Source organism: Nonomuraea jabiensis, assembly GCF_014204795.1.
In the GTDB taxonomy this organism is placed as follows: Bacteria; Actinomycetota; Actinomycetes; order Streptosporangiales; family Streptosporangiaceae; genus Nonomuraea; species Nonomuraea jabiensis.
Genome location: NZ_JACHMB010000001.1, coordinates 4,102,827 through 4,119,151, shown reverse-complemented (window position 1 = coordinate 4,119,151; position 16,325 = coordinate 4,102,827). Strand labels below are relative to the sequence as shown.

Sequence of the window (16,325 nt, the reverse complement as noted above, 5' to 3'; positions counted from 1 at the left end):
GCTGGATCGCCTGAGTCAGGCCTCTCTCCACGACCGAGCGCGTCGAGCAGCGCGTCGGTCTCCTCCTCAGGCGTCAAGCCGACTCCAGCTCGGCCATCTGCCGCAACCTGGCAAGCGCCCGATGCTGGGCGACACGAACCGCACCCGGTGACATACCGAGTACATTACCGGTCTCCTCAGCCGACAATCCCGACACCACCCGCAACAGCAGCAACTCGCGCTGGTTCTCGGGCAACCTGGCCAGGAGCCTGCGCGCGTGTTCGACCTCGATGTAGCGGACCACGGTCTCCTCGGGCCCCGGCCCGTCGTCCGGCCCATCGGGCAGATCCTGAGTCGGTACGGCCGAGCGCACCGAACTCCGTAGCGCGTCGGCCACTTTGTGCGAGGCGATCCCGAACACGAAGGAGGCGAACGGCCGCCCCATGTCGCGGTATCGCGGCAGCGCGGACAGCACCGCGATGCACACCTCCTGGGCTACGTCATCGGCAATGTGATATTGCCCTGAAACCCTGCCCAGCCGGGCGCGGCAATACCGCACCACCATCGGACGCAACTCGCCGAGCAGGGATTCGATCGCACTGCGATCTCCCTGTACGGCGAGGCTCGTCAGTTCCCTAAGGTCGGAGTCATCCGTCCGTGCCGGAAGTCTCGACGCGAGCCTTACCCCAATTTTGGCGTCGGCGACGCTTCCCTCGCTCACGATAGGCATGATGCCCGCACTGATCCGGCCTGTCGTCATGGCGAACGGCTACGGATTGGTCACATTGAAGCGACGATAACGGGCAGTAATCAAATGACCACACTAAGCCTTAACTAGTGACATAATGTTTCATCCCATAACCTGGAATGCACGACAATTGTCAGATCCCGGACGCTTATCACCCACTTCCGGTTTACTCCAATAATCCACCTTTTCCCCCACTTCTCCCCAACCGCCCGCCCAGGGCCCCCTGGAAGCCCAAGGCGACCCGGCCCTCGCCTCAGGACTTGCCAGTCCCGCTGGATCACCGCACAGCCAAGGTGACCCCCCGTCAACCGAGAGCCGTTTCGGCAGAAGGCACCCACCTCAAGAAGAGGCTGGAGTCGGCACGCAGGGCAGCCGCGGGTCGCCACGGTCACCTCTGGGACCAGGCAGGAGATGGCCGGTGATGGCAGATCGGGCGCGGGAGCGGCGCCCGTCCGGGCGCAGGGGGCAGGCGATCACGGGGGGCGAGCAAGCCATCGTCCACTTCCGGATGCCCGTCAAAGGACGAACGGCGAGAGGTGATGCAGCGCCCGTTCCGCCGCGTCCACGACCGCCGTCGCCGCCGGCAGGTCGTCCCGGACGCTGTCCTCATCGATCCAGGTGCTGCTGGTCGGGTACTCGCTTTCGTGCCGCGTGGTGCGGATGCGATCGACCGGCCGAAGGATCGCCCCCATGGACGCCCCGAACTGCGCCCGCGCCGCATGCTGGACCGCCAGGTGGCCGCCGGTCGTCGTCGCCCGGAGACCTTGGATCTGCAAGAGCGCCGCCAGGGACTTGCGGACAGCATCATGCAACGCCGCGTACGCAAGATACGGATCCGCGGCGGCAAGGGCCTCCGCGCTGGTCAGATGCCGGCGGGCGGTTGAGAGCATGCGTTCGGCGAGTTCGGCGTCCGCCACGACTTGCGTGAGCTCACGGCGCTGCAGCATGCCGATGATCTCTTCCCTCCCGCGTGCCCAGCTCGTCATTCCGTATCTCCGCCCGAGATCGGCACCATCACCTGCGGACGGCTACGGAGCTCGCGGATAAACCCGTCCTCGCCGGCCTCCCAGCGCGCCCGGCTGATGACCACCGTGTTGACCTGACGTCCCAGCCTGGATCTCGCATGTTCCGTGGCATCGTGTAGATCATCACGATCGGGACGCCCGATCACCAGAAGGTCGATGTCGACCGGAGAAGGGCCGGGCTCTCCACGCATCCGGGCCGCCCACGAGCCGAAGACCAGGGCTGTGTCCATGCCATCGACGCCCGCCAGCTCCTCGGCGAGCACCTGGGCCGGGCCGAGGGTGATCGTGACGAGATCGCGGAGCGGGCCGTAGAAGGGAGCGCTCCGGTTGGCGGTCACCAGCTTGGTACGTCCTACGTGCCGAGCGCTGAGAACTCCCGCCTGTTCGAGCTTGGCGACCTCGCGGGCCATCGTGCCGCTGTCCGTCCCGGCGATCACCGCCAGATCTCCGACCGAGTGCTCCTGGTCACCTATGTAGGCGCAGGTCAGCACCGCACAGGTGATCCGGGAGCGGAAGATCGGGAAGACGGCAGGAGGTGGTTTCTGCATGCCTGGATCCTTCGGCAGCGGCATGCGTGATTGGTTGATCACGCATGGTAGTTTACTGGCAAAACGGCAGGATATTCTGGCCCTTTGACAGATTAGCTCGCCTCCACGCCGCGACGGCAACGCCGGCCTTCAGAAGGCGGTGGATCGGGGGAACGACCGATGAGACGATCATGGCCGCGAACGCGTAAATGGAGGCATTGATGCGTACATTACGGACGTTCACCGCGGCAGCCGCAGCGCTCATGGCCGTGGCCCTCACCGCATCACCCGCGGCGGCCGCGCAGCCGCCCACGTACGTCTTCCACACGCAGACCCTGTGGAGGTCGATCCCCGCCAGTGGATCGCAGGCCGCCACCTGCTACCGGCTGCCGGCGGTCGTGAAGACCAGGAACGACGTGCTGCTCGCCTTCGCCGAGCGGCGCAACAGGAACAACTGCGCCGACCACGGCGCGTTCGACGTCGTCATGCGGCGCTCGACCGACAACGGCGTCACCTGGGAGGCGAGCAGGGTCGTCCTGCCCAGCACGGCCGGAGCGGCCCTGCAGGGGAACGCGACCATGGTCGCCGACTCCAGCGGGCCGGTGTTCCTGTTCACGACCTCCGAGCCGACCGCGTCCCAGACCACGCCTCGTACGCCGAAGGTCCAGGTCAGCACGGACGACGGCGTCACCTGGTCGAGCCCGAAGGACCTGTCGGGCGTCATCAAGGCGCCCGCGGGCGCCGGGGACTGGTTCGCCACGGGGCCCGGGCACGGCATCCAGCTGACCCAGCCGGCCCACAGCGGCCGCCTCGTGGTGCCCGTCTACTTCAGCGTGGGCGACACGCAGAGCGTACGGCTGATCTACAGCGACGACCACGGCGCGACCTGGCAGATCGGCGCGACCGCCACCTACGACAAGTCGGTACTGAAGCTGGGCGAGCAGACCCTGGTCGAGCGGACCGACGGCAGCATCCTCGTGATCGCCCGCAACGGCGCCGTACCCGACGACCAGACCTCCGTCCACGGCCTGGCCCGGGGCGTGAGCACGGACGGGGGCCAGTCGTTCGACGGCGACTTCCTGGCCGACGGCGCGATCACCGCTCCGCCCACCCATCCGGCCCTGCTGCGCCAGCGGGACAAGGCCCCCTACACCCGGATCCTGCTCTCGGCGCCCGCCACGCCGAAGACCGACAACAACCCGGTGGGGATGAACGTGCGCTCCTCCTTCGACGAGGGCGCGACCTGGCGGAACTACGACAACTCCACCAACAACGCGGGGGTGAGGATCGACGGCGACCACGCCGGCTATTCCGACATGACACTCCTCGGCAACGGCGCGATCGGCGTTCTGTACGAGGCGGGGGTGAACCGCTTCCGGGACGAGATCCGCTGGAACTGGTTCTGGGAGAGCGCAATCGGCCTACGCTGACCCGCCCCCCGAAACCCCGAACGGCCCGCGCCGACCCGCCCCTGGAACCCCGAACCGCCTACGCCGACCCGTCCCCCGAACCCCAAACCGCCCGCGCTGACCCGTCCCCGGAACGCCGAACGGCCCGCAACCCTTTCGGGTGCGGGCCGTGACGAGAGAAGAGCCTGGTCAGTGGCCGTGGCCGTGACCGTGGCCCGCGCCGGCGGCCGGGGCCTCCTCCTCGGGCTTGTCCACCACGAGCGCCTCGGTCGTGAGGAGCATGCCCGCGATCGACGCGGCGTTCTGGACGGCCGAACGCGTGACCTTGACCGGGTCGATGACGCCCTGCGCGATCAGGTCGCCGTACTCACCGGTCGCGGCGTTGAGGCCGTGGCCGGCCTCCAGCTCGGCGACCTTGTGCGTCACCACGTAGCCCTCGAGACCGGCGTTCTCGGCGATCCAGCGGGCCGGCTCGACCAGGGCGCGGCGGACGACGCCGACACCCGTGGCCTCGTCGCCCGTCAGGCCGAGGTCGTCGAGGGTCTTGGAGACGTGGATCAGCGCGGAGCCACCGCCGGAGACGATGCCCTCCTCGATCGCGGCGCGCGTCGCGGAGATCGCGTCCTCGAGGCGGTGCTTCTTCTCCTTCAGCTCCACCTCGGTGGCGGCGCCGACGCGCAGCACGCACACACCGCCGGCGAGCTTGGCCAGGCGCTCCTGCAGCTTCTCGCGGTCCCAGTCGGAGTCGGACTGCTCGATGGCGAGCTTGATCTCCTTGACGCGGTCCTCGATGGCCTGCGCGTCACCGGCGCCGTCGACGATGGTGGTGTTGTCCTTCGTGACGACGACGCGGCGGGCCGTGCCGAGCACCTCGAGACCGACGTGCTCCAGCTTGAGGCCGACCTCCTCGCTGACGACCTGGCCACCGGTGAGGATGGCGATGTCCTGCAGCATGGCCTTGCGGCGGTCGCCGAAGCCCGGGGCCTTGACGGCCACGGAGGTGAAGGTGCCGCGAATCTTGTTGGTGACCAGGACGGCCAGGGCCTCGCCCTCGACGTCCTCGGCGATCACGAGGAGCGGCTTCTTCGTCTGGGCGATCTTCTCCAGCAGCGGCAGGAAGTCCGCGATGGAGGCGATCTTGCCCTGGTTGATCAGGATGTAGGCGTCCTCGAGGACCGACTCCATCCGCTCGGGGTCAGTCACCATGTACTGCGACACGTAGCCCTTGTCGAACTGCATGCCCTCGGTGAACTCGAGCTCCATGCCCATGGCGTTGGACTCTTCGACGGTGAGGACACCGTCCTTGCCCACCTTGTCGAACGCCTCGGCGATCAGGTCGCCGATCTGCGCGTCCTGAGCGGAGATCGTGGCGACGTTGGCGATCTCCTTCTTGTCGGCCACCTCGCGGGCGCTGTCGAGCAGCTTGTCGCTGATCGCCTTGGCGGCCTTGTCGATGCCGCGCTTGAGCGACAGCGGCGAGGCGCCGGCGGCCACGTTGCGCAGGCCCTCGCGGACCATGGCCTGGGCCAGCACGGTGGCGGTGGTGGTGCCGTCACCCGCGATGTCGTTGGTCTTGGTGGCAACTTCCTTGGCGAGCTGGGCGCCGAGGTTTTCGTAGCGCTCTTCCAGCTCGATCTCACGAGCGATGGTCACACCGTCGTTCGTGATCGTCGGCGCACCGAACTTCTTGTCGATGACGACGTTACGGCCACGCGGGCCGAGGGTTACCTTCACGGCGTCGGCGAGCGCATTCACACCGCGCTCGAGCGCGCGGCGGGCGTCCTCGTCGAACTCCAGGATCTTCGCCATTGCTTGAAAGTCCTCTCCTAGCGTCGAAAGCCCCGGCCGCCCTCAAGAGCGCCCGGGGCTCGACACATCCGGCTTACTTCTCGATGATCGCGAGAACGTCGCGGGCGGAGAGCACGAGGTACTCCTCGCCGCCGTACTTGACCTCAGTGCCGCCGTACTTGCTGTAGAGGACGATGTCGCCCTCCGAGACGTCGAGCGGAATCCGCTTGTCGCCGTCCTCGTCCCAGTTGCCCGGGCCCACCGCGAGGACCTTGCCCTCCTGCGGCTTCTCCTTGGCGGTGTCAGGGATGACCAGGCCGGAAGCGGTGGTCTGCTCTGCCTCAAGCGGCTGAACCACAATGCGGTCGCCGAGCGGCTTAACGGGAACCTTGGTGGCGGTCGTCACGATCGGACCTCCCCTTCAGATTTGAATGATCTAGAAGAGGCGACCAGCGGGGCCTGCCGTCGCGGGTGTCAGACCTGCCTCGTCGCACGTTGGCACTCTCAAGGGGAGAGTGCCAACAGGAAACATATGCAAGAGGGGCTTGACAGTCAACACGAACGCGTCTGCTGAGAGCGATCAGACCGAACCCGTCCCCCTCTGGATACGGTACGCCCTTGGTCCGACCGGGTGCGACGTGGCGATAACGTCGGGTGATGTGGACCTTGACGCCTTCGACGAGCTGCTGACACCGCGCGGGCAACGCGCGCTCGCCGAGGCCGTGGAGCTGGTGGGCACGGATCCGGTGGCGGCCGCCACGAGGCTGCGCAGGACGTACGACGCCGCGCTCACCTCCGCGGCGCTCACCCAGGCGGGGCTGCGGGAGCGCGCCAGGGCCAAGTTCGGCGAGGACGCGCGGCGGATGTACTTCACGCCGCACGGCCTGGAGCAGTCCACCCGGACGGAGGTCGCCGAACACCGCGCCCACCGCCTGACCCAGGCACACCCGGCCCCACCCCCACACGAGCCGGCCGCACTCCCACACGGTCTGGCCGCATTCCCACACGGTCCGGGCACGTCCCCACACCGGCCGGATGTGCCTCCACACGGACCGGACACACCTCCGCACGGGCTGGACACACCTCCGCACGGACCGGCCGCACCCTCCCTCGGACCACACACTCCCTCACGTGGACCCGGCGCGCCCCCGCACGGACCGGGCACACCTCCGCACGGACCGGGCACGCCTCCGCACGGACCGGCCGCACCCTCGCACGGGCCAGGCACGCCCCCGCACGGACCGGGCACGCCTCCGCACGGACCGGATGCGCCTCCTCCGCCCGGGCTCGGCATCGCGGACATTCCGCCGCATCGGCTGAGGGTCGTGGACGCGTGCTGCGGCATCGGTGGCGACTTCCTCGCGCTGGCCCGCGCCGGCTGCACCGTGGCCGCCGTGGACACCGACCCGCTGACCGTCGCCGTGGCCAGGGCCAACGCCGAGGCGCTCGGGCTGGGCGACAGGGTGACGGTGTCGGTGGGGGACGCGGCCGAGGTCCGGCCGGAGGAGTACGACGTGCTCTTCGCCGACCCGGCCAGGCGGACGGGCCGGGGCAGGACGTTCGACCCCATGGCCTACTCCCCGCCCTGGCCGGTGGTGCTGGACCTGATCTCCAGAGCCTCCCGGGCGTGCGTCAAGGTCGCCCCGGGCATCCCGTACGAGTTCATCCCCGCGGGCGCCGAGGCCGAGTGGGTCTCGTACAAGGGCGAGGTCAAGGAGGCCGCCCTCTGGACCGGCCAGGAGGGGGCCGGGCGCCGCGCCACCCTGCTGCCCGGCGGCCACACGCTGACCGCCACGGGCGCCGAGGCCCCGGTCGGCCCGGCCGGCAGGTACGTCTACGAGCCGGACGGCGCGGCCATCCGGGCGCACCTCGTGGGCGAGGTGTCGGAAATCGTGAACGGACGCCTGCTCGACCCGATGATCGCCTACATCACCGGTGACGACCCGATCGACACCCCATGGGCGGCCAGATATGAAATTGAGGACATTCTCCCCTTTTCAGGGAAAAAGCTGCGCGCCGCCCTTCGAGAGCGACAAGTCGGAAATGTCACCATCAAGAAGCGCGGCTCCGCCGTGGACATCGAACGCCTCCGCGCAGATCTCCGCCTAAATGGCGAAAAATCGGCAACTATCATCCTTACCCGGATCCTCGATAAGCCATCGGTCATCATCTGCGACACCTCTCCACCTGCTTGAACCGGTCATTCTGCCGTTAACCTCGATCTTTCACTTCGCCCCTGACGGACCTTGCTCGAGGGGCTAAGGTGGGCGGACGGGAGTTCTCCCCTAATGCGTTTTCCGCGTTTCCTCTCGTTCATCTGAAAATCGACCTATATCCCACCGCTGCGCGGCAGACCGTCGGCGAGCCAAAGGAGCTTTCGGTGGACCATTCCAACCACACCACCCTTCTCCAGGCAGGAGGCCAGTCCGGCATCTCCGAGAGGATGCGGGACCTGCTGGCGCGCGCCTCGCAGGATCATGTGTACGAGCAGCGCACGCAGGGGGCCGTGCTGGACGAGATCCGCCAGCGGCTCGAAGGCATGGAGTGGCTGCTGCGCGAGGTGCGCGAGCGCGAGCTCGGGGGCCTCAGCGGCACCCTGCAGGCGGTGAGCGGGCGGCTGGACGACATCACCGCCAAGCCGCCGATGTGGGCGGAGGGGCTGGCTCAGCACGTCGAGGCGGTACGCGACCACGTGGACGCCGTCGGGGAGCGGATCGGAGACGTGGACGCCCGCGTCGCCCCGGTGGCCGACCTGCCCGGCCTGCGGGCCGACCTGGGCACCATGGGCGAGGGTGTGGGCGAAGCGCTCACCCGCCTGCAGACGGTGCTCGAAACCACGGACGGCCTCACGAAGGGAATGTCCGACTTCGCCGCCACGCTGGCCACGCTCAACAGCAGCATGGAGGCCGCCGCGAGCCGCTTCACCAGGCTCGACAAGTCGATGGCCGACCTGAGCACCCGCACCGACCGGGTCGAGGTCGCGGTCGGCGACCTGTCGGAGCACCTCACCGCCCGGCTGAGCGCGCAGGACAAGCAGCTCGCCGTCCGGATGGACGAGACGGACCAGCGGCTGACCACGCGGCTCGACGAGGCCGACCAGCGCCTCACGGCCCGCCTCGACGACACCGACCAGCGGCTCTCCGACCGCCTCGACGCCACCGACCGGCGGCTCTCCGATCGGCTCGACGAGGCCGACCAGCACCTGACGGCCCGGTTCGACCAGGCCGACCAGCGACTGACGGCCCGGATGGACGAGACCGACCAACGGCTGACCGCCCGGATGGACGAGACCGACCAACGGCTGACGGCCCGGCTCGACGAGACCGACCAGCGACTGACGGCCCGCCTCGGCGAGACCGACCAGCGACTGTCCAACCGCCTCGGCGAGACCGAAGAGCGGCTCTCCGACCGCCTGGGCGAGGCCGAAGAGCGGCTCTCCGACCGGCTCGACGAGACGGACCAGCGGCTGACCGACCGGCTCGACCAGACCGACCAGCGACTGTCCGACCGCCTCGACCAGACCGGCCTGCGGCTGACCGCCCGGATGGACGAGACCGACCAGCGCCTGGCCACCAGCCTCGTCGAGGCGGACGAGCGGCTGGCCAGCCGCCTCAAGGAGTCCGACGAGCAGCTCGGCAGCCGCCTGTCCGACGTCGAGCTGCGGCTCGCCACCCGGCTCGACGAGGCCGACCAGCACCTCGCCGTCCAGCTCGGCGAGAGCGAGCAGCGCCTGAGCGCCCGCCTCAGCGGCGTGGACGCCCGGCTCGACCGGGTCGAGGGCCGGCTCACGGGGCTCGACTCGAGGCTCACCGGGTTCGACAGCCGCCTGGAGTCCGCCGACGAGTGCCTGGCCGACATCGACACCAGGCTCGACGGCCTCGACGGCAGGATGGCCGGCGTCGACAAGCGGCTCCTGTCCGTGGACAACCAGCTCGGCGGCGTGGACAAGCGCCTGGGCACCGTGGACGGCCACCTCGGTCGCCACGACGACAGGTTCGACGCGCTCGACGTACGCATCGACGCCCGCTTCGGCGCCCTCGACGAGCGCATGGCCGCCTCTGACCAGCGCCTCGGCGAGCTGTCCACGCGCAACGAGGGCCGCTTCAACAAGCTCGACACCCAGATCGACTCCGTCGACGAGCGCCTGGTCGAGGCCGAGGAGCTCCTGAGCAGCCGCTTCGACGGCATCGACACCCGCTTCAACGGCCTCGACACCCATCTCAACGGCCTGGCCACCCGCGCCGAGCAGGCCAGCGCGCACCTGGAGTCCGTCGACGACCGCATCGAGACCGTCAGCGAGCGCGTGGGCCGCCTCCCCGAGGCCCTGGCGGGCCAGAGCGAGCTGCTCCAGGCGCACGCCGGAGACCAGGCCGAGCGCCTGACCGCCGCCGCGAACGCGCTCACCGAGCTCGTCACGGCGCGTCCCGACCGCGACCAGCTCACGGAGACGGTCACCGGCATCGTCCAGCCCGCGACCGACGACCTCACCAAGCGCCTGGGCGCCCTGGAGGAGACCATGCTGGCCCTGGCCGAGGCCCTCCTACGCCCCGTCAGGACCAAGGACTGAGCCCCTGGGCCGTGTCCCCGGCGGCACGGCCCAGGGCGCTCAGCCAGTCCCTGACGGGCCGAAGTCCCTCACCGCGGCCGGCGTCGCTTGGGGAGACCAGGGACGCGGTGAGCGCCGCCTGGGGCCGTGCCGTCGCAGGCACGGCCCCAGCCGGCGACCCTCACACGTGAACGGTCGTGATCGGCAGCGAGGAGTCGGCGGGGATCTCCAGCGTCGACGGCGTGATCCCGGCCGCGACCAGGTTGGACCCCAGGGCGGCGACCATCGCGCCGTTGTCGGTGCACAGCCCGGGCCGCGGCACGCGCAACCGTACGCCGGCCGCGTCGCACCGCTCCTGGGCCAGCGCGCGCAGCCGCGAGTTGGCCGCCACGCCGCCCCCGATGAGCAGGTCGTGCACGTCGTACTTCCGGCACGCCTGCAGCGCCTTGCGGGTCAGCACGTCGACCACGGCCTCCTGGAACGAGGCGGCCACGTCGGGCACGTGGATCGACTCCCCGGACGCCTCGCGGGCCTCGACCCAGCGCGCCACGGCCGTCTTGAGCCCGGAGAAGGAGAAGTCGAGCGTCCCGTCGTCGATCTTGCCGCGCGGGAACGTGATCGCCGCGCCCGAGCCGTCGCGCGCGGCCCGGTCGATGTGCGGCCCGCCGGGGAACGGCAGCCCCAGCACCCGCGCGACCTTGTCGAACGCCTCGCCGGCCGCGTCGTCGACCGTCGAGCCGAGCGAGATCACGTCCGCGGCCACGTCGGGCACGAGCAGCAGCGACGAGTGGCCGCCCGACACGAGCAGGGCGATGCACGGCTTGGGCAGCGGCCCGTGTTCGAGCTGGTCGACGGCCACGTGGGCGGCCAGGTGGTTGACGCCGTAGAGGGGCAGGCCGAGGCCCAGCGCGTAGGACTTGGCGGCGGCCACGCCCACCAGCAGCGCCCCCGCCAGGCCCGGGCCCGCGGTGACGGCGATGGCGTCGATGTCGGAGAACTTCAGGCCGGCCTGGGCCAGCGCGGCCTCCACGGTCGGCGTCATGGCCTCCAGGTGGGCGCGCGAGGCCACCTCGGGCACCACGCCGCCGTAGCGGGCGTGCTCGTCCATGCTGGAGGCGATCGTGTTGGCCAGCAGGGTGTGGCCCCTGACGATGCCGATGCCGGTCTCGTCGCAGGAGGTCTCGATGCCCAGGACCAGTGGTTCGTCAGTCATCAAGATTCCTTCTCATCATGATCGCGTCGGTGCCGTCGTCGTAGTAGCGGCGGCGGGTGCCGATCTCCTCGAACCCGTAGTGCCGGTAGACGGCCTGGGCGCGCGGGTTGTCGGCGCGTACTTCCAGGAAGATCTCCCGCGCCCCCCGGCGGCCCGCCTCGGCCAGCAGCTCGGTCAGCATGGCGCCGCCGACGCCGGTGCCCTGGTGCTTCTCCAGCACCGCGATGGTCTGCACGTCGGCCTGGTCGGCCGCGGCGGCGAGCCCGGCGTAGCCGATGATCTCGCCGTCCACGAGGGCCACCAGGTAGTGGCGCGAGCGCGGCATCTCGGCCAGCTCGCCGCGCATCATGCCCTCGCTCCACGCGTCGAGCGGGAACGTGGCCCGCTCGATCGACATGACCGCCGGCAGGTCGGCCTGGGTCATCGGCCGGAGATTCACGCTGTCACCCGCTTGGGCGCCCCGGGCACGACGGCGTCGGGTCTGCGCAGGTAGATCGGGCGGGGCGGGTCGAGCGGCGTGCCCTGGGCGAGCCGTTCGGCCGCGAGCGCCGCCAGGGCCCCGGCGTAGGGGTAGGGGGGCGCGTCGCTCTCGCCGAGGATCTCGGCGTAGAGCGCGGCGCCGGCGCCCACGACCGGCAGCCCGTGCACGGGCACGTCGGCGGGCCGGTCGACGAAGGGCCCGTCGAGCCGGGTGCGCATGTCGGCGTAACGCGCCCAGAACACCTCTTTGCGCCGCGCGTCGGTGGCCACCAGGAACGGCTCGGCGAGCCCGCTGCCGTAGGCGACGGCGTCGAGCGTGCAGATGCCGTACGCGGGGACGCCCAGCGTGGTGGCGAGCCCCTGCGCGGTCATCAGCCCGACGCGCAGGCCGGTGTAGGGGCCGGGGCCGCTGCCGGCCACGATGGCGGTCACGTCGCGCAGCGCGGCGCCCGCCTCGGCCAGCACGCGTTCGATGGTGGGGACGAGCAGCTCGCCGTGACGCCGGGCGTCGATCGTCGTGTGCTCGGCGAGCACCCGCCCCCCGTCGTGGAGCGCGGCGGTGACGGCGGGTGTCGCGGTATCAAAGGCCAGGACCAGCACGGCTGTCTAGCCTACCCGCCGTACGGCGCGCCGCCTCCAAAAGTCAAGACCAGCCCGTACGACGCTTGAGCCAGTCGAGCGCGACCAATCCCTGCGCCCGCTGGAACGCCCTGACCGTGGGCAGTCCCGGCGGGTCCGGCAGGCGGCCGTGGCGGACGAAGTAGCCGCAGAGCCCGGCGACGAACGCGGTCACCGCGGGGTCGGGATCGGTGAACAGCTCGTGCGGCATCGGCCCGCCCTGCATGCCGACCGACGGCAGCATGGCCACCAGATCGATCCACGGCGCGCCCACGCAGGCCCACGGCCAGTCGACGACGTAGACGCGCTCGCCGCTGAGCAGGATGTTGTCGGCCCGCAGGTCCCGGTGGAGCAGGGTGTCGCCGGCCGCCCCCGCGGCCCAGCCGGCCTCGAGCTCGGCCAGCTCGCCGAGGTGGCGCAGCGCCCACGGGTCGAGCCCGCCGGTGTCCTCCTCCAGCAGGTGGCGCCAGCCGCGGAACGACGAGTCGAGAGCCTCGGCCACGGGCGGCGCGGCGATCGGGGCGGGGGTGAGCTCGGCCGACATCCGCCGGACGGCGGCGAGCACCCGGTCGAGCTGGTCCGGCCGCCACGGCAGCTCGGGATGCTCGCCCTCGACGTCCTCGAAGACCAGCGCGACCCAGCCCTCCAGCTCGAATCCGGTCAGCAGCCTGGGCGCGGGCACGGACTCCGGCAGCGCGGCGGCGATCTCCAGCTCGGCGCGGTAGATGCGGACGCTCTCGGCGTTCGGCTCGGGGCCGACGGCCTTGACGAAGGCGCGCCTGCCGTTCTCCGCGCGCAGGCGGACCGCGGCCGCCGGCGAGAAGCCGCCGGGCTGGGTGACCGCCTCGGCCACGCGCGCCCCGAGGAAGCCCTCGACCGCCACGCGCACCTGCGGGTGCACCCTGCCCCAGGGCAGGCGCACGCCGGTCGCGGGCGGGTTGGTGTTCACACTCACGCGTCCATGATCCTGGACGAGGGGAAGGGGACCGCAAACCGTTTTTCAGGCGCGGGAGGCGTACACGATGATGTTGTCCAGGTATTCACCCTTGGCGTAGTCGAACTTGCCGCCGCAGGTGACCAGCTTGAGGCCGTCCTCCAGGTACACGCGCCTGGTGGGGAAGCTGTCCTTGTGCACCTGCTCGATATGGTCGACCTTGAAGCTCACGACCTTGCCGTCGCTGCGCTCGACCTTGACGGTCTCACCCTTGCGTAACTGCCTGAGCTTGTAGAACACGGCGGGGGCCGTCTTGGTGTCGACGTGGCCGATGATCACCGAGGCGCCCTTCTCGCCGGGCACGGCACTGCCGGTGTACCAGCCGGCCACCTTCGGCTTCTCGTACGGGGGCAGCTCGACCTCGCCGTCCTTCGACAGGCCGAGCTTCATGAGCGGTGCGTCGACGTCGATCGAGGGGATGTCGATGCTCTCGGGCACGATCGACGCGGTGGGCGTGGTGCCGGTCTGCATGCCCTTGCCGAACGCGACCAGCAGCAGGCCCGTGGCGGCGCCGGCGAGCACCACCCGTCCAGGGCGGGCCATCGCTACGCCTTGCGGCGCTTGACCGCGAAGCCGACGCCCGCGACCAGGGCGAGGCCGACCAGCACGCCCGCGGGGCCGATCGGGATCGAGGAGTCGTCGCTCGCGTCCATCCCGTACGTGCCGCCGCCGCCCGCCTTGGGCGCCTTGGTCGGCACGGTGGACGGCACGGGCTCGTCCGCGGCGACCCTGAGGGTGGCCCGGCCCATGTCGTTGGTGCCGTCGCACTTGACGTCGACCCGGTAGGAGCCGCGCCGGACCGTTCCCGAGACCTGCGCCTCGCCGCGCACCCAGGGCGAGCCGTTGGCGGGCGTGGCGGTGGCGGCGGGGGTCGCCGAGGCCCCGGTGACGGGGTTGAGCACGACGCCGTTGACGAACGCCCGCGAGGTCCCGGTGCCGGTGTGCGCCGGGCCGCCGGTCGGCACGGGGCAGTTGGCCAGGATCCACACCTTGGAGGTCTCGCCCGCGATGACGCGGTCGGGGTTGAGCTGGACCGAGATGGTCTGCCTGGTGGTCGTGGGCCGCGGGCTGCCAGTGGTGGTCGCGGTGGTGGTCGCGGTGGCGGTCGGGGCGGCGGTGCCGCTGGCTGTGGCGGTGGGCGTGGCTGTGCCTGTTGGATTTGTCTCGGCGGAGGCCGTGCAGCCGGTCAGACCGACCATCACGATGGCTCCCGCGTACGCGACTCGCCTGACCCTGAGCACCGGCCGCACCCCACTCCGCCGTCGTACCACCCAGCATCCATCAGAAATATGGATGTCGCCCCTCCTGATACCCAGAAAATCTGGGCCAATCCCTGACCAACGATCATGATTTATATCTATGGCCTGGTACGTCAAGGGTGCCAGTATTGCCGAAAATTGACGGCGGTTTTAGTCTTCTACCGGCTCAGACGGCGTGTCGGCCCATCGCGGACCCACGCCGCGCAGGGTGACAATGCGGGCCTCCTCGCCCGCCTCGCGGTCGATGTGGATCTCCAGCCGGTCCTCGGCCAGCCCCTCGACCAGCCCCTCGCCCCACTCCACGACGGTGACGGAGTCTTCCAGCGAGGCGTCCAGGTCGAGGTCGTCGACCTCCAGGTCGCCGCCGAGCCGGTAGGCGTCCACGTGCACGAGCGGCGGCCCCTGGCGCAGCGAAGGGTGCACCCGGGCGATCACGAACGTGGGCGAGGTGATCGGGCCGCGTACTTTGAGCCCTTCGGCGATGCCCTGCACGAGCGTGGTCTTGCCGGCGCCGAGCGCGCCAGACAGGACAAGCAGGTCTCCGGCGCGCAGCAGCCCGGCCAGGCGGGCACCGTACGCGCGCATGTCCTCGGCGGTCGCGAGCCTCACTGCATCTCCACCCTCTTGATCAGGTCGCGCAGCGCGTCGTTGACGGCGCCCGGCCGCTCCAGCTGGATGAGGTGGGACGTGTCCGGCACCTCGGTGAGCTGTGCCTTGGGCAGCGCAGCGGCGATGGCCCTGCTGTGCTCGGGCGGGGTGAGCCAGTCACGCTCGCCCACCATGATCGCGGTGGGCACCGGGTCGAGGACGTCGAGCGCGGAGAGCTTGTCGTGGTTCATCAGCGCGGGGTAGAAGTCGGCGACCACCTCGGTCGGCGTGGCCCTGATCATCGACTCGGCGAAGTCGACCACGGTCGGGCTGACGTTCTTGGAGTCGCCGAAGCCCATGTAGCGGGTCATCAGGAACGCGATGTCGCTGCCCGCGCTGCGGGTGCGGTCGACGAGGGCGCCGCCCTTGCCCAGGATCGAGACCGTGGACGGGGCGATCTTGTGCACCGCCTTGGACACCATCGCGGGCAGGCCCAGCGTGAGCTCGGCCAGCTTGCCCGCCGAGGTCGCGATGAGCGCGACGCCGCGGATCTTGTCCGCGAACAGCTCGGGGTGGCTGTCGGCCAGCGCCATGATCGTCATGCCGCCCATGGAGTGGCCCACCAGCACGCACGGGCCCGGCACGAACCGCTCGATCACCTCGGCCAGGTCGGCGCCCAGCCGGTCGATCGTGCTGTCGTCGGCCCCCGCGCGCTGCGAGCGCCCGTGCGAGCGCTGGTCCCACAGCACCATGCGGTAGTTCTCGCGCAGGTCCTTGCGCTGGTAGTGCCAGGACTCCAGGCTGAGGCAGTAGCCGTGGCAGAAGACGACGGTCAGCTCGGCGCCGCGCTTATGGTCGCGACCGCTTCGGGGCTCGTTGGCATCGTTGCTCTCGCTCTCTCCCCCCGAGCTCCTTCGCTCCTCGGGCCCGTCGATCTCGACGTGCAGCGCCTTGCCGTCGGAGGTGACGAGCGTGCGCTCCCTGCCCCGCAGCTCGCCGAACGGCTCGCTGGCCTCGGTGTCGGGGCGCAGCCTGATCCGGCCGACCGCGTACCGCTTGGCCAGCGCCGCCGCCGCGACGCCGGCGGAAGCCGCACCGACGAGCGCGCCGGCGATGCCTACCCTGCGCCGTGTTGTCGTCGTCATCTCCCC

At 70.4% G+C, this 16,325-nt stretch carries 16 protein-coding genes; 3 read left to right on the top strand and 13 right to left on the bottom strand.

What is annotated here, in order from left to right; genetic code table 11:
* Nucleotides 1-73 precede the first annotated feature (73 nt).
* From HD596_RS18995 to HD596_RS18985, 3 genes are all read right to left on the bottom strand, one after another.
* Complete coding sequence (locus HD596_RS18995; RefSeq protein ID WP_132334441.1) at nt 74-709, bottom strand: sigma-70 family RNA polymerase sigma factor; 636 nt, start codon at nt 707-709, stop codon at nt 74-76.
* 533 nt (nt 710-1,242) lie between these two features.
* On the bottom strand, nt 1,243-1,713 hold the full coding sequence (locus tag HD596_RS18990) for a HEPN domain-containing protein (RefSeq protein WP_185070691.1): 471 nt from the start codon (nt 1,711-1,713) through the stop codon (nt 1,243-1,245).
* Nucleotides 1,710-2,324, bottom strand: a complete 615-nt coding sequence (locus tag HD596_RS18985) for an ArsR family transcriptional regulator (protein WP_185070690.1) — start codon at nt 2,322-2,324, stop codon at nt 1,710-1,712. Before HD596_RS18985 ends, HD596_RS18990 begins: the two co-directional genes overlap by 4 nt.
* A gap of 176 nt (nt 2,325-2,500) precedes the next feature.
* On the opposite strand from HD596_RS18985, the gene HD596_RS18980 reads away from it, so the two are divergent.
* Nucleotides 2,501-3,709 carry a sialidase family protein gene (locus tag HD596_RS18980; protein WP_185070688.1) on the top strand — a complete coding sequence of 403 codons (1,209 nt, stop codon included), beginning with the start codon at nt 2,501-2,503 and terminating at the stop codon, nt 3,707-3,709.
* 168 nt (nt 3,710-3,877) lie between these two features.
* Here HD596_RS18980 and groL read toward each other — a convergent pair whose 3' ends face one another.
* Nucleotides 3,878-5,497 carry a chaperonin GroEL gene (gene groL, locus HD596_RS18975; protein ID WP_185070686.1) on the bottom strand — a complete coding sequence of 540 codons (1,620 nt, stop codon included), beginning with the start codon at nt 5,495-5,497 and terminating at the stop codon, nt 3,878-3,880.
* 73 nt (nt 5,498-5,570) lie between these two features.
* A complete protein-coding gene (gene groES / locus HD596_RS18970; RefSeq protein WP_043623565.1) occupies nt 5,571-5,882 on the bottom strand; it encodes a co-chaperone GroES in 312 nt (103 codons plus the stop codon).
* A 253-nt stretch (nt 5,883-6,135) separates the two neighbouring features.
* Here groES and HD596_RS61835 point away from each other — a divergent pair, with 253 nt between their 5' ends.
* Entirely contained in the window at nt 6,136-7,671 is a 1,536-nt protein-coding gene (locus tag HD596_RS61835; protein WP_313044553.1) for a THUMP-like domain-containing protein, read from the top strand.
* A gap of 185 nt (nt 7,672-7,856) precedes the next feature.
* A complete protein-coding gene (locus HD596_RS18960) occupies nt 7,857-10,043 on the top strand; it encodes an apolipoprotein A-IV repeat region-like domain-containing protein (RefSeq protein ID WP_185070685.1) in 2,187 nt (728 codons plus the stop codon).
* Between the two features lie 160 nt (nt 10,044-10,203).
* Here HD596_RS18960 and tsaD read toward each other — a convergent pair whose 3' ends face one another.
* The 8 genes from tsaD to HD596_RS18920 all read right to left on the bottom strand — a co-directional run bounded on the left by tsaD (nt 10,204) and on the right by HD596_RS18920 (nt 16,319).
* Nucleotides 10,204-11,235 (bottom strand): tRNA (adenosine(37)-N6)-threonylcarbamoyltransferase complex transferase subunit TsaD, encoded by a 1,032-nt coding sequence (gene tsaD / locus HD596_RS18955; protein ID WP_185070683.1) that lies wholly within the window; start codon nt 11,233-11,235, stop codon nt 10,204-10,206.
* Nucleotides 11,228-11,659 carry a ribosomal protein S18-alanine N-acetyltransferase gene (gene rimI / locus HD596_RS18950; RefSeq protein ID WP_185070682.1) on the bottom strand — a complete coding sequence of 144 codons (432 nt, stop codon included), beginning with the start codon at nt 11,657-11,659 and terminating at the stop codon, nt 11,228-11,230. The genes tsaD and rimI overlap by 8 nt, the downstream gene beginning before the upstream one ends.
* A gap of 11 nt (nt 11,660-11,670) precedes the next feature.
* The gene (tsaB, locus tag HD596_RS18945) at nt 11,671-12,315 is read right to left on the bottom strand and encodes a tRNA (adenosine(37)-N6)-threonylcarbamoyltransferase complex dimerization subunit type 1 TsaB (RefSeq protein WP_185070680.1); all 645 of its coding nucleotides are present in this window, start codon (nt 12,313-12,315) and stop codon (nt 11,671-11,673) included.
* Nucleotides 12,316-12,358: 43 nt separating this feature from the next.
* Nucleotides 12,359-13,288 (bottom strand): aminoglycoside phosphotransferase family protein, encoded by a 930-nt coding sequence (locus HD596_RS18940; RefSeq protein ID WP_185070679.1) that lies wholly within the window; start codon nt 13,286-13,288, stop codon nt 12,359-12,361.
* A gap of 45 nt (nt 13,289-13,333) precedes the next feature.
* Nucleotides 13,334-13,870, bottom strand: a complete 537-nt coding sequence (locus HD596_RS18935; RefSeq protein WP_225963919.1) for a class F sortase — start codon at nt 13,868-13,870, stop codon at nt 13,334-13,336.
* A 2-nt stretch (nt 13,871-13,872) separates the two neighbouring features.
* Nucleotides 13,873-14,529, bottom strand: coding sequence for a hypothetical protein (locus HD596_RS18930; protein WP_185070677.1), 657 nt, complete (start codon nt 14,527-14,529; stop codon nt 13,873-13,875).
* 207 nt (nt 14,530-14,736) lie between these two features.
* The gene (gene tsaE / locus HD596_RS18925; protein WP_313044548.1) at nt 14,737-15,195 is read right to left on the bottom strand and encodes a tRNA (adenosine(37)-N6)-threonylcarbamoyltransferase complex ATPase subunit type 1 TsaE; all 459 of its coding nucleotides are present in this window, start codon (nt 15,193-15,195) and stop codon (nt 14,737-14,739) included.
* A complete protein-coding gene (locus HD596_RS18920; RefSeq protein WP_185070675.1) occupies nt 15,192-16,319 on the bottom strand; it encodes an alpha/beta fold hydrolase in 1,128 nt (375 codons plus the stop codon). The genes tsaE and HD596_RS18920 overlap by 4 nt, the downstream gene beginning before the upstream one ends.
* Nucleotides 16,320-16,325: the final 6 nt, after the last annotated feature.